Source organism: Streptomyces sp. NPDC006314 (genome assembly GCF_040613075.1).
Lineage (GTDB): Bacteria > Actinomycetota > Actinomycetes > Streptomycetales > Streptomycetaceae > Streptomyces.
In genome coordinates this window covers 1-14,915 of record NZ_JBEXRL010000026.1, presented here as the reverse complement: position 1 = coordinate 14,915, position 14,915 = coordinate 1, and the positions used below count along the sequence as shown (strand labels likewise).

Below are 14,915 nucleotides of genomic sequence, written 5' to 3'. Positions count from 1 at the left end.
GCACCTTAACGACCTACGGCTCGTCCTTCCCCACCTGGTCGGAGATCTCCTCCTCGACCTCGGCCATCGCCGGGTCGAGCAGGCGGGAGAGGAAGTGCCGGGTACGCTCGTGCCGCGGATTGCCGATCACCCGGTCGGGGCGGCCGTCCTCGACGATCACGCCGCCGTCCATGAAGACGACCCGGTCGGCGACCTCGCGGGCGAAGGTCATCTCGTGCGTGACGACCATCATGGTCATGCCCTCCTCCGCGAGCCTGCGCATCACCGCGAGGACATCCCCGACCAGCTCCGGGTCGAGCGCGGAGGTGGGCTCGTCGAACAGCATCACCTGGGGGCCCATGGCCAGCGCGCGGGCGATGGCCACCCGCTGCTGCTGGCCGCCGGACAGGGAGGACGGGTAGGCGTCCGCCTTCTCCGAGAGGCCGACGCGCGCGAGGTTCTCGGCTGCGGTCTTCGCCGCGGTCGCCTTGTCCCGCCCGAGGACCCGGCGCTGCGGCAGCGTGAGGTTCTCGGTGACGTTCAGGTGCGGGAAGAGGTTGAACTGCTGGAAGACCATGCCGATACGGCGGCGTACGGCATCGATGTCCACGTCCGGGTCGGTGACCTCGGTGCCGCCGACGAAGACCTGGCCCCTGGTGGGTTCCTCCAGCAGGTTCACACAGCGCAGCAGCGTCGACTTGCCGGAGCCGGAGGGGCCGATGACACAGACGACCTCGCCCTGGCCGATCTGCAGGTCGATGCCGCGCAGCACCTCGTTGTCGCCGAAGGACTTGTGCAGATCGCGTACTTCGATCTCCGGGCGGCTCACCGGATCGCCTCCTGGGCCTTGGACTCCATACGGCGGACGACGAAGCTGAGCGGGATGGTGACCAGCAGGTAGCACAGGCCCGCGACGAGGATCGGCGTGGAGTTGGCGGTCGTACTGGCCAGATCGCGGCCGAACTTGGACAGTTCCCGCTCCTCCAGGGTGACGCCGAGGAACAGCACCAGCGAGGAGTCCTTGAAGAGCAGGACCAGTTCGTTGGTGAGCGGCGGCAGGATGATCCGGAAGGCCTGCGGGATGACGATCGAGATCATGGCCTTCGCGGGCGAGAAGCCGAGCGACCGGGCCGCCTCCGTCTGCCCCTTGGGAACGGCCTGGATACCGGCGCGGATGGTCTCCGCCATGTAGGCGGCCGAGACCAGGCCGAGCGCGATGGCGACCTTGCCGTACGTCCCGCCCGGGATCTCCGTCCCCGGGAACGCGAGCGGGACGGCCACGCCGACGAAGATGAAGATCAGCAGGGCCGGCAGGCCGCGGAAGATCTCGATGTAGACGCCGGCCAGCCAGCGGTACGGTCCCACCGAGGACAGCCGCATCAGCGCGACGACCATGCCGAGCACGAGGCCGACGACGAAGCCGGACACCGTGTAGAGCACGGTGTTCTTCAGCGCCAGCGTGATGACGTCCGGGAACATCTGCTGGGCGATGCCGGCCTGGGCGAACTGGTTCTGCAGCCGGTCCCAGTCCGCCGTGACCGCGAAGGCGATCACGGCGGCGACGAAGACGGCGTACTGCACGCCACGTGACAGGGTCCGCTTCTGCCGCCGGGTCAGTCCCTTTTTCTTCGGCTGGAGTCGTGTGTCCGTATCGGTCATGAGGCGGAGGGAGAGGCGACAGCGGCGTGGTACGGGCCGATCCACTGCTCGTAGATCTTCTTGTAGGTGCCGTCGGCCTTGGCGTCCTTGAGCGCCTTGTTGACGGCGTCGAGCAGCGCCTTGTTGCCCTTCTTCACGGTGAAGCCGTACTGCTCACCGGTCTTGAGGTTGTCGACGAGCTTGAACTTGTCCGCGTTCGCCTTGTCCTTCAGCCAGCCCTGGACCACCGGGTAGTCGATGACGACGGCCTGGACCTGGCCGGTGCGCAGGCCGTTGAGGACCGCGTCGGAGGACTCGAAGGAGATCGGATCGTAGCCCTTGCCCTTGACGTAGTCCTCACCGGTGGTCTGCGCCTGGGCGCCGAGCTTCTTGCCCTTGGCCTTGACGTCGGCGAGGGAGGCGACGCCGCTGCTCTTGTCGACGAGGACGGCCTGGGTGGCCTCGAAGTAGGGGTCGGAGAAGTCGACGTTCTTCTTCCGCTCGGCCGTGATGGTCATGCCGGCGGCGGCCAGGTCGCACTGGCCGGAGTTCAGGAAGGCGCCGGTCTTGAAGTTCTCGAACGGCGTGTCGAGGATCTGCTGCTTGACGCCCAGGTTCTTGGCGACGAGGTCCACGAGGGAGACGTCGAAGCCCTGCACCTTGCCGTCGATCTCCGACTGGAACGGCGGGTACGGCAGGTGGGTGCAGGTGGTCAGCTGGCCGGCCTTGGCGAGGTGGACGCCCTTGACGGTGGTCTTGCCGCTCCCCCCGTTGTCGTCCGAGGAGCAGCCGGCGGCCACGAGCACGAGCCCGGCGGTCGCGGTGATGGCAGCCAGGAGGCGGGTCCGGCGCCCGGGGAACGTTGTCATGGGGGGAATCTCCTAGGGGGGAACTGTGGACTCCGATTATAAGGAAATGTTTGAGTCTCTCAAATCAAACCGTTGACTCCGGAGCGGTGCTGCCTAAGAAGTCGCCGGTCGGAGGGCGGGTGAGGGGTGGGCGTTACGCTCGTCTCGTACGGGCAGACCTTCGGCAACTGGCTGCGGGAAACGGGCGCGACCGTGCACGACATCTCCGTCCCCTTCCACACTGCGGTGACCGCCGAGCAGATCCGGGAGGCGTTCGCCGAGCACCCGGAGACCGACTTCGTGTCGCTGGTGCACGCGGAGGCGGCGACCGGCAACACCAACCCGGTCGCGGAGATCGGCAAGGTGGTACGGGAGCAGGGCGCACTGTTCTACCTGGACGCGGTCGCCTCGGTGGGTGCCGAGCCGGTGCTGCCGGACGCGTGGGGCGTGGATCTGTGCGTGATCGGCGCGCAGAAGGCGATGGGCGGCCCGGCGGGCGTGTCGGCGATCTCGGTGAGCGAGCGGGCGTGGGCCCGGATGGCGGCGAACCCCGGCGCGCCGCGCCGCTCCTACCTCTCTCTGCTCGACTGGAAGGAACGCTGGATCGACGCCGGCCGCAAGGCGCTGCCGCACGCTCCCGCACAGCTGGAGATGCTGGCGCTGCAGGCGTGCCTGGAGCGCATCGAGTCGGTGGGCCTGGACGCGGTGATGGACCGGCACCGGCGCGCCGCGCTGGCCTCGCGGGCCGGCGCGGTGGCGCTGGGCGGGGGCCTGGAGCCGTATGTGCACGAGGCCGCGGAGGCCGCGCCGGTGGCTACGACACTGCGGGCGCCGTCGGGGGTGGTGGCGTCGGAGCTGGTGGCCCGGGCCCTGGAGAGCGACCCGGCGCTGCCGCTGGCCGCGGGCGGGGGTGCGCTGGCCGAGGAGATGATCCGGGTCAATCACTACGGGGCCGACGCCCGCCGGGACGTGGTGGAGTCATGTCTCGTAGCCCTGGGTACGGCACTCGCGGAGTTCGGTGTGACGGTGGCTCCGGAGGAGGCTCGTCAAGCCGTCACCGCAACCTGGGAGCGGCGGCTGTAGCAGTCAGGTACCTCGCCGGGAGGCAAGGATCTCCCTGATGCGCGTCAGGGGTTGAACCGCGTCTTCAAGGCCCCTGCGCACAGCCTCGGCCAGCCAGGCCTCCGCTTCTGTCAACCGCCCGCGCCCGGCCAGCAGGGCGCCGAGGTTGAGCGCTGCCCGCGGGTGCCCGGCCTCGGCCGCCTTCCGGCACCAGAACTCCGTTTTCTCCTCGTCGTCGCGCTCCGCGAAGTAGGACGCGCAGCCGAAGGCGGTGTCCGCGTCACCATGCTCCTCGACCTGCTGCCACCAGTACTCGGCCTCGACATGGCCGCCGGGCTTGTCGAAGAGCAGCAGTCCCAGCACGAAGGCGGCTTCGGGAAGCTCACCGGCCAGGGGACGGAGCCGTTGCTCCGCTTCGCCCGTCTCCCCGGAATCGATGAGCTGTTCGACGAGCCGGAGGATCGCCTGCTGGTGTCCTTCGTCGGCGGCCTTGCGCCACCACGAGGCCGCCCCCTCGGCGTCACCGCGCCGGGAGAGCAAGGTGCCGAGGTTGTAGGCGGAGACGGCGACCGTCGGGGCGGAGCGGCGCCACCAGTGTTCCGCCTCCTCCGGCATTCCTTCCAGGTAGTAGTGCGTCCCAAGGTTGTGGGCGGCGTCGAGACGACCGGCCTCGGCGGCCCAGTGCAGGATGGTCCGGGCCACCTGCGGTCTGCCTGCCCGCCGGGTAAGTTCGACGAACGTGATGGTCTCTTCCGCGCCGTCGGGGTCATGGAGCAGTCCGAGAAGCAGCGGTTTGGCTTCTTGGACACGGCCGTCGCAGATCAGCAGGTCGATCAGGTTGAGACAGCCCTTGGCGTCATCGGCGTCCGCAGCCCGGCGCAGCACGGCCTCGGCCTCGGCAAGATCGCCTTCCATGCGGAACAGGACTCCGAGGTTGTTGAGGGCCTCGGCGCTTCCGGCTTCGCCCGCCCGCCGATACCACTCCTTGGCCCCTTCGACGTCGCCCTCGTCGGACAGCCATACGGCGAGGTTCGACATGGCCACTTGGTGACCGCCCTCGGCCGCCTTGGCGTACCAGATGGCGCCTTCCGCGCGCTCGCCGCGTCTGCTGAGGAGCACGCCGAGTTGGTTGGCAGCCTCCGTGTCCCCCGCCTCGGCGGCGAGACGCCACCACTTCTCGGCCTCGGAGAGATCGCCGCGCTCGTCGGCGACGCGGCCGAGTATCTCCGCGGCCCGGTCGTGGCCTCGTTCGGCGGCACGGCGCAGCCACAGCTCGCCCTGGCCGTCGCCGCGCAGCCGGAGCAGGTGCCCATGCGCGTACATGGCCTCGGTGTCGCCGGCCATGGCCCCCGCCTGCCACCACGGCTCCGCCTCGGCCTCGTCGCCACGCGTGTGCAGAAGTGTCGCCAGAGTGGTGATCGCCGCGGCATAGCCGCCCTCCGCGGCTCTGCGCAACCACGTCTCGGCGTTCTCCTCCTCACCCTTGTTCCGGTAGTGCGCGTAGAGGTTGAAGGAGGCGAGAACAAGTCCGGCCTGGGCCGCCATGAGCCACCACCGCTCGGCTTCCTCGTCGGCTCCCCGCATCTTCAGGACCGCGGCGAGGTTGAGCTGGGCGACCGCGCTCCCGGCCTCCGCCACCGGACGCAGCAGCGGTTCGACTTCGGACGGATCCAAACGCTGGAACAGTTGTGCGGACGTGTAGTTGATGACCGCTTCCTCGACGCCGGCCTCGGCGAGGGGGCGCCACGCCTGCTCGGCGATCGCCCACTGCTCGCTGAACGAGGCGACCTGGGCGATGAGCGGACGCGTCCCGTCGTCGGCGTGCTTCAGGGCGGCGAGCCACACCGAGTCCGGCACATCGGACGCCTCGGGGTCGCGGGCCACCGAGTCGACGAGGTAGTCGAAGGGTCTTTTGGTGCTTTCCTCCTCGCCTTCCATCAGCAGACTGGCGACGCCGTAGCGCACCTGGGACGCCCAGGCGAAGGCTTCGGTGTAAGGCTCCGGGCGCAGCGCGGCTCCTCCCAGAGCCCTGAGGTAGCCGTGGTGCACCTCCTGCAGCAGGGCCACCGGCAGGTCGCCGATCAGACCGACGCGTGCCAGATCCACGGCGGCGGCGACGAGGGCGGCGCCTCGTGGGTGGCCGCCCTTGGCGGTGGCTCGCGCCGCTCTGCGCCACTCGGCGAGGAGTTCCGGTCCGGCTGCCAGGTACTCGGCGATACCGTGGGTGCCGTGATGGGCATGGGCCTCGTTCAGGCGGCTGTCGTCGGCCTGCGCCACGCGGACCAGTTCGGCGTCGCTCCACAGCCGCCGTACGACGATGGGCTCCACCATGTTCAGGACGCGCAGACCGGTCTCTGCCGTCATGCGACTTGGGCCGCCTTCACCGGAGACCTCGTCGGCCACCTCCCGCAGGGTGTCGTAGCGCTCGTCCCGCAGGGTCGCCAACACCACCAGGCCGGCTCCGGTCAGCGACGTCAGCAGAGACGGTTCGAGGCCGGCCGGCCCGAGGTAGCGCTCCAGATCGTCGAGCCACAGGACATGCCGGTCGTAGGCGGGCTCGCCGGCTGCCCGGCCCAGCGGTCGAAGGTCGGCGTCCCGGGGCGGGGCGAGCAGCAGATGTCCAGGGAGCACGGCCCGTACCGCTTCGAGAGCGGTACGGCTCTTGCCGGCGGTCGAGTCCCCGGTGAGCAGCACGAACCCACCCGACGCAGCGGCGGCCCGCACCTCGTCCCGCACCTGACCGTCCACGTCACGCAGGACGTAGGGCGGCAGCGCCGATCCGTCACTTCCTCCGGCGCGGGCACGGTGCACACCGAGGCCGAGAAGGTCGGCGCCCGTCACGGGCTGCCAGTTCCCCAGGGCCGTCGCCTCCACCGCGCCTGTGGCGTAGTGATGATGGATACCACCGGCGACGTAGTGCGCTGCGACCCCGCCGGTGACGGCGAGGAGATGGGCCGGCCCGGCGACGTACCGGGGCAGTGGATGCGCGGGCGTGTCGCCGGGCAGGCTCAACTCCGCGGCGGGCCGGGCCGCGGAGGACATCCCGGGGCCGCGTCCGACGGACGTCCCGTCGTGCTCGGTGATGGCTGCGAGGGCCCTCGGTTCACCGGTGTCGACCGTGGGCGGGGGTGGGCTGGAGGTGGCCGGTCCGTTCAGCCCTGGGACGGATCCGGCGTCGGAGGGCGTCCGATGTGCGCGCCTCCGTGGATGACTCCCGCCGCGATCGAACCGTCCTCGGCGCGGATGTCCATGTTTCCGCCGACCGCGAGACCTCCGGGCCCGGCCGATGCCGCGCCCTGCTGGGCATGCTGAGCCAGCAGGGCGCGCAACTCCTCTGCGGCTCGCGCCCGTTGCTGATCGTCCAGGCTCTCCAGGAGAGCCTCGATGCGGGCCTGCCAGGCCGCCTCCTGACGGATACGCAGCCGCTCCGACTGGGCCGCCTCCGCGGACTGAAGCTCACCGGCGGTGCGATCCAGGCGTTCGAGTTCCGCTCGCTCGCGCTCTTTGTCACCTCGGCCGAACCAGCGCGCCACCGCATCCCGTAATCCGGTCCACACATCAGTCCCCGCCGCCTGCACCACGGCGGCGCCGCCGGCCGCAGCCAGCGCCGCCCACGCCTGTTCCAGCATGCCGGTTCACCCTTTCCAGGAGAACTGATCTCGCCAGCAAGGTAAGGCCCCGTCCCGATCCTGCGCAGCATTACGGGAAAACTGTCCGCATCGGCCCCTGCTTCTTCGGCACACCGGGGCAGCCGCCGGCATGCGCCATGGCTTTCCACCCGGCCACGCTGGAGCCGAAGTGCCCGGGGCCCCTGGACGACGGACAGACGTGGAAGGCGGCGGCGCGGCCGTCGGAGCTGCCGGGGCCGGTGCGGCCTCTCGCCGAGGTCGAGCGGAACAGGTTCCAGCGCGTGGTGGCGGGATGGACGTACCGCCACTGTTAGAAGAGGAGACGGGGTACGCCCTCGATCCGGAGCGGGACTGGACGGGGCGCCGTCCATGTGACGCGGGAAGATCTCGGGGGGCCGGGAGTCGTGTGCGAGGCGGCACTCCGGGCACAACCGACACTCCGACATTCCACGTGAACGAATCGGCAGGGCCATCAGCGCGTGAATTCAATTTAGTTTCACAATTTCCGCCAATTCCCCGGACGATAGCTTCCCGTCTTCTTCTGCCCGCTTTCTGTAACGTTAAACAGGGAAGTTTGCCGGCGCGTTTCCGCCGGTTTCCACGCTGTGACACAATCCACAGCGGAATACATTTGTGCCGATTTGCCATAGGCCAATCCGGGCATTCCGGAAAGTCCACTGTGCGGCACAGCGACAACGCCCGTGCATTTCCGAATTCGCCTCGGTAAATTCGTGCCGCATGACTGCCGCACCAGCAGACCTTCTCATCGACCGACCGGCGATGACCGACGGAGCCGCGCTCTGGCGTCTCGCCAAAGACTCGAAAACCCTCGACCTGAACTCCTCGTACAGCTATCTGCTGTGGTGCCGGGACTTCGCCGGCACCTCGGCGGTGGCGCGCGGTGCGGACGGGGAGCCGGTCGGATTCGTCACCGGCTATGTGCGGCCGGACCGCCCCGGCACCCTGCTCGTCTGGCAGGTCGCCGTGGACTCCGCCCACCGTGGCCTCGGCATCGCCGCTGCGCTGCTGGACGGGCTGACGGCACGGCTCACCGCCAAGCGCGGCATCACCGACGTGGAGACGACCATCACCCCCGGCAACACCGCCTCCGAGCGTCTGTTCACCTCCTTCGCCGACCGGCACGGAGCGCAGGTCGAGCGCGAGGTGCTGTTCCCCGCCGACCTCTTCCCGGACGGCCCGCACGACCCCGAGGTCCTGTACCGCATAGGCCCGCTGACCGCACAGACCGGCTGACCGCACAGACCCGCCGACCGCACAGGCCCGCCGACCCGACTTCACCGCCCATTGAGGAGCGATTCAACGTGACCATCACCCAGCCCGACCTCAGCGTCTTCGAGACCCTCGAGTCCGAGGTGCGCAGCTACTGCCGCGGCTGGCCCACCGTCTTCGACCGCGCGCAGGGCAGCCGGATGTACGACGAGGACGGGCACGCGTACCTCGATTTCTTCGCCGGTGCCGGCTCACTCAACTACGGCCACAACAACCCCGTTCTGAAACGGGCGTTGATCGACTATCTGTCCCGGGACGGGGTCACCCACGGCCTGGACATGTCGACCACGGCCAAGCGGTCCTTCCTGCAGACCTTCCAGGACCTGGTGCTGCGCCCGCGCGACCTGCCGTACAAGGTCATGTTCCCGGGGCCGACCGGCACCAACGCCGTCGAGTCGGCGCTGAAGCTGGCCCGGAAGGTGAAGGGCCGGGAGGCGATCGTGTCGTTCACGAACGCCTTCCACGGGATGTCCCTGGGCTCCCTCGCCGTCACCGGCAACGCCTTCAAGCGGGCCGGCGCCGGCATACCCCTGGTGCACGGCACGCCCATGCCGTTCGACAACTACTTCGACGGCAAGGTCCCGGACTTCCTGTGGTTCGAGCGGCTGCTGGAGGACCAGGGTTCCGGCCTGAACAAGCCCGCCGCCGTGATCGTGGAGACCGTGCAGGGCGAGGGCGGCATCAACGTCGCCCGGCTCGAATGGCTGCGCGCCCTCAAGGAGTTGTGCGAGCGGCAGGACATGCTGCTGATCGTCGACGACATCCAGATGGGCTGCGGTCGTACCGGCGCCTTCTTCTCCTTCGAGGAGGCCGGGATCGTGCCGGACATCGTCACGGTCTCCAAGTCCATCAGCGGCTACGGGCTGCCGATGTCGCTGTGCCTGTTCAAGCCCGAGCTGGACGTCTGGGAGCCCGGCGAGCACAACGGCACCTTCCGCGGCAACAACCCGGCCTTCGTCACGGCCACCGCGGCCCTGGAGACCTACTGGACCGACGGCTCGGCCATGGAGAAGCAGACCCGCACCCGTGGCGAGCAGGTCGAGCAGACGCTGATCTCCATCACCGAGGAGAACCTCGCCGATGTGAAGGAGTACCGCGGACGCGGGCTCGTGTGGGGCCTGGAGTTCCACGACAAGGACCGGGCCTCGCGCATCGCCCGCCGGGCCTTCGAGCTCGGGCTGCTCATCGAGACGTCCGGCCCGGAGGGCGAGGTCGTCAAGCTGCTGCCCGCGCTCACCGTCACCCCCGACGAACTGGACGAGGGCCTGAGCATCCTCGCGCGCGCCGTCCGCGAGACCGCCTGACCAGCTCCGTACACCTAGGAGGAAGAACAGCACCGTGATCGTCCGATCGTTCAAGGACATCGAAGGCACCGACCGGCACGTCAGGGCGAAGTCCGGCACCTGGGAGAGCAAGCGGATCGTCCTCGCCAAGGAGCGGGTCGGCTTCTCCCTGCACGAGACCATCCTGTACGCCGGTACCGAGACGTCGATGTGGTACGCCAACCACGTCGAGGCCGTCGTCTGCACCCAGGGCGAGGCCGAGCTGACCGACCACGAGGCCGGGAGGACGTACACGATCACCCCCGGCACCATGTACCTCCTCGACGGGCACGAGCGGCACACGCTGCGCGTCAAGGAGGACTTCCGCTGCATCTGCGTGTTCAACCCGCCCGTGACCGGTCGGGAGGACCACGACGAGAACGGCGTCTACCCGCTGCTCACCGAGCCCGAGGAGGTGTGACGACCAGTGACCACCACGACCACTGTCACCGACCTGTACCCCACCCGCGGCACGAGCGAAGTGACCGTCCCCCGCCAGGACCCGGTCATCTGGGGCTCCCCGGACACGCCGGGCCCGATCCCGACCGCCGATCTCCAGGCGTACGAGCGTGACGGCTTCCTCGCCATCGACCAACTGATCACCCCGGACGAGGTCGAGGTGTACCGGCGTGAGCTGGACCGGCTGGTCACCGACCCGGCGATCCGCGCCGACGAGCGCTCGATCGTCGAGCCGAAGTCGAAGGAGATCCGCTCGGTCTTCGAGGTGCACCGGATCAGCGAGGTGTTCGCGAACCTGGTGCGCGATCCGCGGGTGGTCGGCCGGGCCCGGCAGATCCTCGGCTCGGACGTGTACGTCCACCAGTCCCGGATCAACGTCAAGCCGGGCTTCGGCGCGAGCGGCTTCTACTGGCACTCGGACTTCGAGACCTGGCATGCCGAGGACGGCCTGCCGAACATGCGCACGGTGTCCGTCTCGATCGCGCTGACCGAGAACTTCGCCACCAACGGCGGGCTCATGATCATGCCGGGCTCGCACAAGACGTTCCTGGGCTGCGCCGGGGCGACGCCCGAGGACAACTACAAGAAGTCGCTGCAGATGCAGGACGCGGGCACGCCGTCCGACGAGGCGCTGACCGAGCTGGCGAGCGCGCACGGCATCCGGCTGTTCACCGGGAAGGCCGGCTCGGCGACCTGGTTCGACTGCAACTGCATGCACGGCTCCGGCGACAACATCACGCCGTTCCCGCGCAGCAACGTCTTCATCGTGTTCAACAGCGTGGAGAACACGGCGGTGGAGCCGTTCGCGGCGCCGGTACGCCGGCCGGAGTTCATCGGGGCACGGGACTTCACGCCGGTGAAGTAACCGTCCCCTGACCATCGGGCCGGGGCCTCCTCGTGTGGGACGGGAGGCCCCGGCCCGGTCGCGTCAGCCGGACAGTGCCTCCAGCAGGCGGTCGACGTCCGCGGCCGTGTTGTAGAGGTGGAAGGCCGCGCGCAGGTTGCCCGCGCGGTTGGAGACCTCGATGCCCGACTCGCTCAGCTCGACTTGCCGGGAGCCGAGTCCGGGCACCGAGACGATCGCCGAGCCGGGTGCGGGCACCGGCTCGTGGCCGAGGTCCGCGAGTCCCGCCCGGAACCGGTCGGCGAGGGCCACGTCGTGCGCGTGGATCGCCGCGACGCCGAGTTCCTCGACGAGGGCGAGGGAACGGCGCAGGCCCGCGAAGGTGAACAGCGCATGGGTGAGGTCGAACCGCCGCGCGGAGTGGGCGAGTTCCCCGACCGGGCCGTAACAGCTGTCCCACGGCTTCTCGGCCGCCACCCAGCCCGCGAGCACCGGCGTCAGCCCGCCGAAGTCCTCGGGAACGGTGAGGAAGGCAGCCCCGTGCGGGCCCATCAGCCACTTGAAGGAGACGGTGGCGGTGAAGTCGTAGGCGTCCGCGTCCATCGGCAGCCAGCCCGCGGACTGGGAGAAGTCGACGTAGGTGCGTGCGCCGTGTGCGTGGGCGGCCTCGCGCAGGGCGGCCAGGTCGGCGATGCGTCCGTCGGCGGACTGGGCCGCGCTGACCGCGACGAGCACGGTACCCGGGCGGACGGACTCGGCGATCCGTTCCAGCGGGACCGTGCGGACCTTGAGGTCGCCACGGACGTGGAACGGGTTGAGCACGGAGGTGAAGTCGTCCTCGGCGGTCAGCACTTCGGCGCCGGCGGGCAGCGAGGCGGCGATCACGCCGGTGTGCGCGGCGACCGACGCGCCCGCCGCGACCCGGGTGGCCGGGACACCGGCCAGCCGTGCGTACACGGCCCGGCAGGTCTCCACGTCCTCGTACAGCGGGGTCAGCGGCCGGCCCTCGGCCCGCAGCAGCGCCGCCTCGTGCAGGGCGGCGACGGTACGGGCGGGCAGCAGGCCGTTGCCGGCGGTGTTGAGGTAGGTGCTGTTCGGGGCGAACTCGGCGCGGACGAGGCTCTCGAACGTCTCCGTCATGTTCATGGGACCACTCTGCGGCCCCATGAAGAGCCCGTCCATTGCGCATGTTTACGTGGATTCGCTTAGAGATCCTTATACATCCACTCCGACCTGCGGTTTTCAGCCGTGCTGAGGGACGGCGCACCCGTCCGGGCCGCAGGCCGCCCCGTCCCCCTGGTCTACCAGCTTCAGCGGGGAGCGCTCGCTCCAGGCCTGGGCCAGTGCCCGGGTGAAGACCTCGGCGGGCTGGGCGCCGGAGAGGCCGTAGGCACGGTCGAGGACGAAGAAGGGCACTCCGTTCGCGCCGAGCCGGGCGGCCTCGTGCTCGTCGGCGCGGACCTCGTCGGCGTACGCGTCCGGGTCGGTGAGCACCGCGCGGACCCGGTCGGCGTCCAGTCCGGCCTCGGCGGCCAGCTCCACCAGGCGTTCGTCGCCCTCGGTGAAGACGGACCGCTCCTCGGCGAAGTTGGCCCGGTAGAAGATCTGGATCAGCTCGCCCTGCCTGCCGTGCTCCTTGGCGAGGTGCAGCAGGCGGTGCATGTCGAAGGTGTTGCCGTGGTCGCGGTCCCGGGTGCGGTAGTCCAGTCCCTCGGCGGCGGCCTGGGCGCCCAGGTTGTCCTCGCCGGCCTGGGCCTGCGCCTCGCTCATGCCGTACTTCCTGGTCAGCATGGTGATCACCGGCTGGACATCGCCCTTGGCGCGGCCCGGGTCCAGCTCGAAGGAGCGGTGCACCACCTCGACCTCGTCGCGGTGCGGGAAGGCGGCCAGCGCCTTCTCGAAGCGGGCCTTGCCCACGTAGCACCAGGGGCAGGCGATGTCGCTCCAGATCTCGACGCGCATTCTTCGGCTCTCTCCAGGTCGTACGGGCACGGGGCTCTCCCCGCCGCCTCGTACGTGAACATTCAATCAGTGTGTTGCATTCCCTGGTGCGGTGAGCCCGGTGCTAACCGCGGCCCTGTTCGTCCCGACCTTCGCCCTCAGCTGCCGTCTCGCAGGTCGCTCGGCCAGTCGGCCCTGAACTCGATGTGGTCGTACGTGACCACACACCCCTCCCCCAGCGGCGACTGGGTCATGAACCCGACCAGCGCGGCACCGGTCTCCTTCTCCTCACCCAGGGTGAAGAGCCGGACGAAGGTCCAGCGCGCACCGTCCCGGGAGGCGTGGAAGGCGAAGGCCCGCCCGGTCCGGCTGACCCGCAGCCACACCGAACTCCCCTCCACCGTGAAGGAGTTGGCGTCGTCGGAGTGCCCCCGGGTGACCACCGTGCAGACGGTGGGCACCGCCGGGGAGTACTCCAGGCACAGCTTGGCCCAGGCCCGCTCGCCGACATGGACGTAGAGGACACCGGCGTCGAAGGCGGCACGGAACCCGACGGTGACCCGCGCGATCAACTGGAAGTCCCCTTCGGGCGCCCCGAGCAGCCGGGGCGCGTCGGAGGCGGGTTCCAGCGCCTCACCGGTGGGCGGCACGAACCGGTCCTGCCGGGGGCCGGCCCATCCGGTCAGCACACCGTCCTCGTGGGCCCAGTGCCCGTCGGGCCCGTACGTCCGGAGGGGGAAAGGCAGTTCGGGAAGTTCCACATCCATCACCAGAGTGTCGCAGGCCGACCGGACTCACCTCAGGGGGGCGGGCTGTACCGATCCACGGCTCCGCCGCCTGCGGCGCGACCAGCCGCAAGCACCGCCGGCCGCAACCGCATCCCCCTAACGACGTTGTGCGCGATTGAGGTCGGAGCGTATTGGCGTGGCGGGTTGTCCGGTGGGTGATCGCCCAGCGGCGGTGCGGTCGGAGACCAGGGCTGCCACAGCCGAGTAGCTCTCGTCGAAGTACTCGCGGCGTCCGAAGTACCGCCCAGAGGGTGCGGTTCTGCTGGTCGGGGACGACGGTGACCCTCTCGGCGTTCTGCCGCATCTTCCCCGAGACGAACGCTCGCCGTCCTGGCCGGTTCGCCCCGGGGCGGCGCACCCGGACCTCGGTGCACGCGGGCGGCTCAGAAGGTGTCGAGCGCGCCCACGGCCGCACGGATGTGGTCCGGCCCGAGACGCGGCCGCTCTCCGGCGCACCACCAGGAGAGCTGCCCCTCAACCTCGCGCGCATGCATGCCCAGGTTGTGTTCGACGCACAGGGGCCACGCCTGCCCCAGACGCTCAGCGACGGTGTCCTGCGCGGCGTCGGCGACGATCGCCAAGGCATGAGCAAGGTCTTCGGCCACCTTTGGGTACAGGTGACCGCCGTGCCACTCGCCATTGGCCAGCGCAACGTAGACATACTCCGGCTCGCCCGCCTCGTAGGAAGGCTGGGCCACCAGTTGCAGGGGCCCCTGCTCAGGAAGAGTCACTGCCACGTCCCGGTTGAGGAGCGCAAGAGCCTCGTCCCACAAGGGGTACTCGCCCAGCGAGACGCGACGGAGCCCGGGACTATCGAAGAGAGCATGCACAGGGCCATCCTCCACTACGGACGGCCGACCCGATCGCGCACCAGGCCGTAAGGCGCTAGCTGTGTCGCCCTGTGAGACACCTCAGGGTTCTAACTCGTCAAGCGACGGCAGCGAGTTGGACAGGGAAGGCGGTTTGTTCGTCGCATAGTTTGCGGTGCTGAAGACAGTGGTAAAGCTGGCCGAGCAGGCAGTTGAAGAGGTTTCTCTGGGCGGCAGCGTGCCAGTCTCCGTGGTCGTCGCGGCGCCTTCGGTAGTGGGCCTTAGCGCCGGGTGAGGCGGTGATGG

The 14,915-nt window shown here is 69.5% G+C and carries 14 protein-coding genes and 1 pseudogene; 5 read left to right on the top strand and 10 right to left on the bottom strand.

The features are described 5' to 3' along the window. Positions 1-13: 13 nt before the first annotated feature. From ABZ079_RS32495 to ABZ079_RS32485, 3 genes are read right to left on the bottom strand one after another with little or no spacing between them, the layout of a single operon-like run. Positions 14-808: an amino acid ABC transporter ATP-binding protein gene (locus tag ABZ079_RS32495; RefSeq protein ID WP_356943039.1), complete on the bottom strand. Its 795-nt coding sequence runs from the start codon at positions 806-808 to the stop codon at positions 14-16. Further along, entirely contained in the window at positions 805-1,638 is an 834-nt protein-coding gene (locus ABZ079_RS32490; RefSeq protein ID WP_356943038.1) for an amino acid ABC transporter permease, read from the bottom strand. The genes ABZ079_RS32495 and ABZ079_RS32490 overlap by 4 nt, the downstream gene beginning before the upstream one ends. Continuing rightward, entirely contained in the window at positions 1,635-2,486 is an 852-nt protein-coding gene (locus ABZ079_RS32485; protein ID WP_356943037.1) for a transporter substrate-binding domain-containing protein, read from the bottom strand. The genes ABZ079_RS32490 and ABZ079_RS32485 overlap by 4 nt, the downstream gene beginning before the upstream one ends. A 126-nt stretch (positions 2,487-2,612) precedes the next feature. Between ABZ079_RS32485 and ABZ079_RS32480 the strand changes: the two genes are divergently transcribed. Continuing rightward, on the top strand, positions 2,613-3,548 hold the full coding sequence (locus tag ABZ079_RS32480; protein ID WP_356943036.1) for an aminotransferase class V-fold PLP-dependent enzyme: 936 nt from the start codon (positions 2,613-2,615) through the stop codon (positions 3,546-3,548). Between the two features lie 3 nt (positions 3,549-3,551). Here ABZ079_RS32480 and ABZ079_RS32475 read toward each other — a convergent pair whose 3' ends face one another. After that, positions 3,552-6,569, bottom strand: coding sequence for a tetratricopeptide repeat protein (locus ABZ079_RS32475; protein ID WP_356943035.1), 3,018 nt, complete (start codon positions 6,567-6,569; stop codon positions 3,552-3,554). Positions 6,570-6,679: 110 nt separating this feature from the next. Next, entirely contained in the window at positions 6,680-7,156 is a 477-nt protein-coding gene (locus ABZ079_RS32470) for a hypothetical protein (protein ID WP_356943034.1), read from the bottom strand. 738 nt (positions 7,157-7,894) lie between these two features. On the opposite strand from ABZ079_RS32470, the gene ectA reads away from it, so the two are divergent. From ectA to thpD, 4 genes are all read left to right on the top strand, one after another. Further along, the gene (gene ectA, locus ABZ079_RS32465; protein WP_356943033.1) at positions 7,895-8,410 is read left to right on the top strand and encodes a diaminobutyrate acetyltransferase; all 516 of its coding nucleotides are present in this window, start codon (positions 7,895-7,897) and stop codon (positions 8,408-8,410) included. 68 nt (positions 8,411-8,478) lie between these two features. Continuing rightward, the gene (gene ectB / locus ABZ079_RS32460) at positions 8,479-9,750 is read left to right on the top strand and encodes a diaminobutyrate--2-oxoglutarate transaminase (protein WP_356943032.1); all 1,272 of its coding nucleotides are present in this window, start codon (positions 8,479-8,481) and stop codon (positions 9,748-9,750) included. Between the two features lie 34 nt (positions 9,751-9,784). Continuing rightward, the gene (locus ABZ079_RS32455; RefSeq protein ID WP_356943031.1) at positions 9,785-10,189 is read left to right on the top strand and encodes an ectoine synthase; all 405 of its coding nucleotides are present in this window, start codon (positions 9,785-9,787) and stop codon (positions 10,187-10,189) included. 6 nt (positions 10,190-10,195) lie between these two features. Next, positions 10,196-11,092: an ectoine hydroxylase gene (gene thpD / locus ABZ079_RS32450; RefSeq protein ID WP_356943030.1), complete on the top strand. Its 897-nt coding sequence runs from the start codon at positions 10,196-10,198 to the stop codon at positions 11,090-11,092. Positions 11,093-11,155: 63 nt separating this feature from the next. Here thpD and ABZ079_RS32445 read toward each other — a convergent pair whose 3' ends face one another. The 5 genes and pseudogenes from ABZ079_RS32445 to ABZ079_RS32425 form a co-directional block, all read right to left on the bottom strand. After that, positions 11,156-12,217: an aminotransferase class V-fold PLP-dependent enzyme gene (locus ABZ079_RS32445; protein WP_356943029.1), complete on the bottom strand. Its 1,062-nt coding sequence runs from the start codon at positions 12,215-12,217 to the stop codon at positions 11,156-11,158. A 96-nt stretch (positions 12,218-12,313) separates the two neighbouring features. Then, positions 12,314-13,033 (bottom strand): DsbA family oxidoreductase, encoded by a 720-nt coding sequence (locus ABZ079_RS32440; protein WP_356943028.1) that lies wholly within the window; start codon positions 13,031-13,033, stop codon positions 12,314-12,316. A gap of 137 nt (positions 13,034-13,170) precedes the next feature. After that, positions 13,171-13,779, bottom strand: coding sequence for a DUF1349 domain-containing protein (locus ABZ079_RS32435; protein ID WP_356943027.1), 609 nt, complete (start codon positions 13,777-13,779; stop codon positions 13,171-13,173). 404 nt (positions 13,780-14,183) lie between these two features. Then, complete coding sequence (locus ABZ079_RS32430) at positions 14,184-14,630, bottom strand: hypothetical protein (protein ID WP_356943026.1); 447 nt, start codon at positions 14,628-14,630, stop codon at positions 14,184-14,186. Positions 14,631-14,727: 97 nt separating this feature from the next. Beyond that, positions 14,728-14,915: pseudogene (locus ABZ079_RS32425) on the bottom strand (IS110 family transposase); the annotation flags it as partial.

Bases quoted from the DNA above. Each gene is read 5' to 3' on its own strand.
- ABZ079_RS32490 (WP_356943038.1), bottom strand. From the start codon at position 1,638: ATGACCGATACGGACACACGACTCCAGCCGAAGAAAAAGGGACTGACC.
- ABZ079_RS32485 (WP_356943037.1), bottom strand. From the start codon at position 2,486: ATGACAACGTTCCCCGGGCGCCGGACCCGCCTCCTGGCTGCCATCACC.
- ABZ079_RS32475 (WP_356943035.1), bottom strand. From the start codon at position 6,569: ATGTCCTCCGCGGCCCGGCCCGCCGCGGAGTTGAGCCTGCCCGGCGAC.
- ABZ079_RS32470 (WP_356943034.1), bottom strand. From the start codon at position 7,156: ATGCTGGAACAGGCGTGGGCGGCGCTGGCTGCGGCCGGCGGCGCCGCC.
- ectA (WP_356943033.1), top strand. From the start codon at position 7,895: ATGACTGCCGCACCAGCAGACCTTCTCATCGACCGACCGGCGATGACC.
- ABZ079_RS32445 (WP_356943029.1), bottom strand. From the start codon at position 12,217: ATGAACATGACGGAGACGTTCGAGAGCCTCGTCCGCGCCGAGTTCGCC.
- ABZ079_RS32440 (WP_356943028.1), bottom strand. From the start codon at position 13,033: ATGCGCGTCGAGATCTGGAGCGACATCGCCTGCCCCTGGTGCTACGTG.
- ABZ079_RS32435 (WP_356943027.1), bottom strand. From the start codon at position 13,779: ATGGATGTGGAACTTCCCGAACTGCCTTTCCCCCTCCGGACGTACGGG.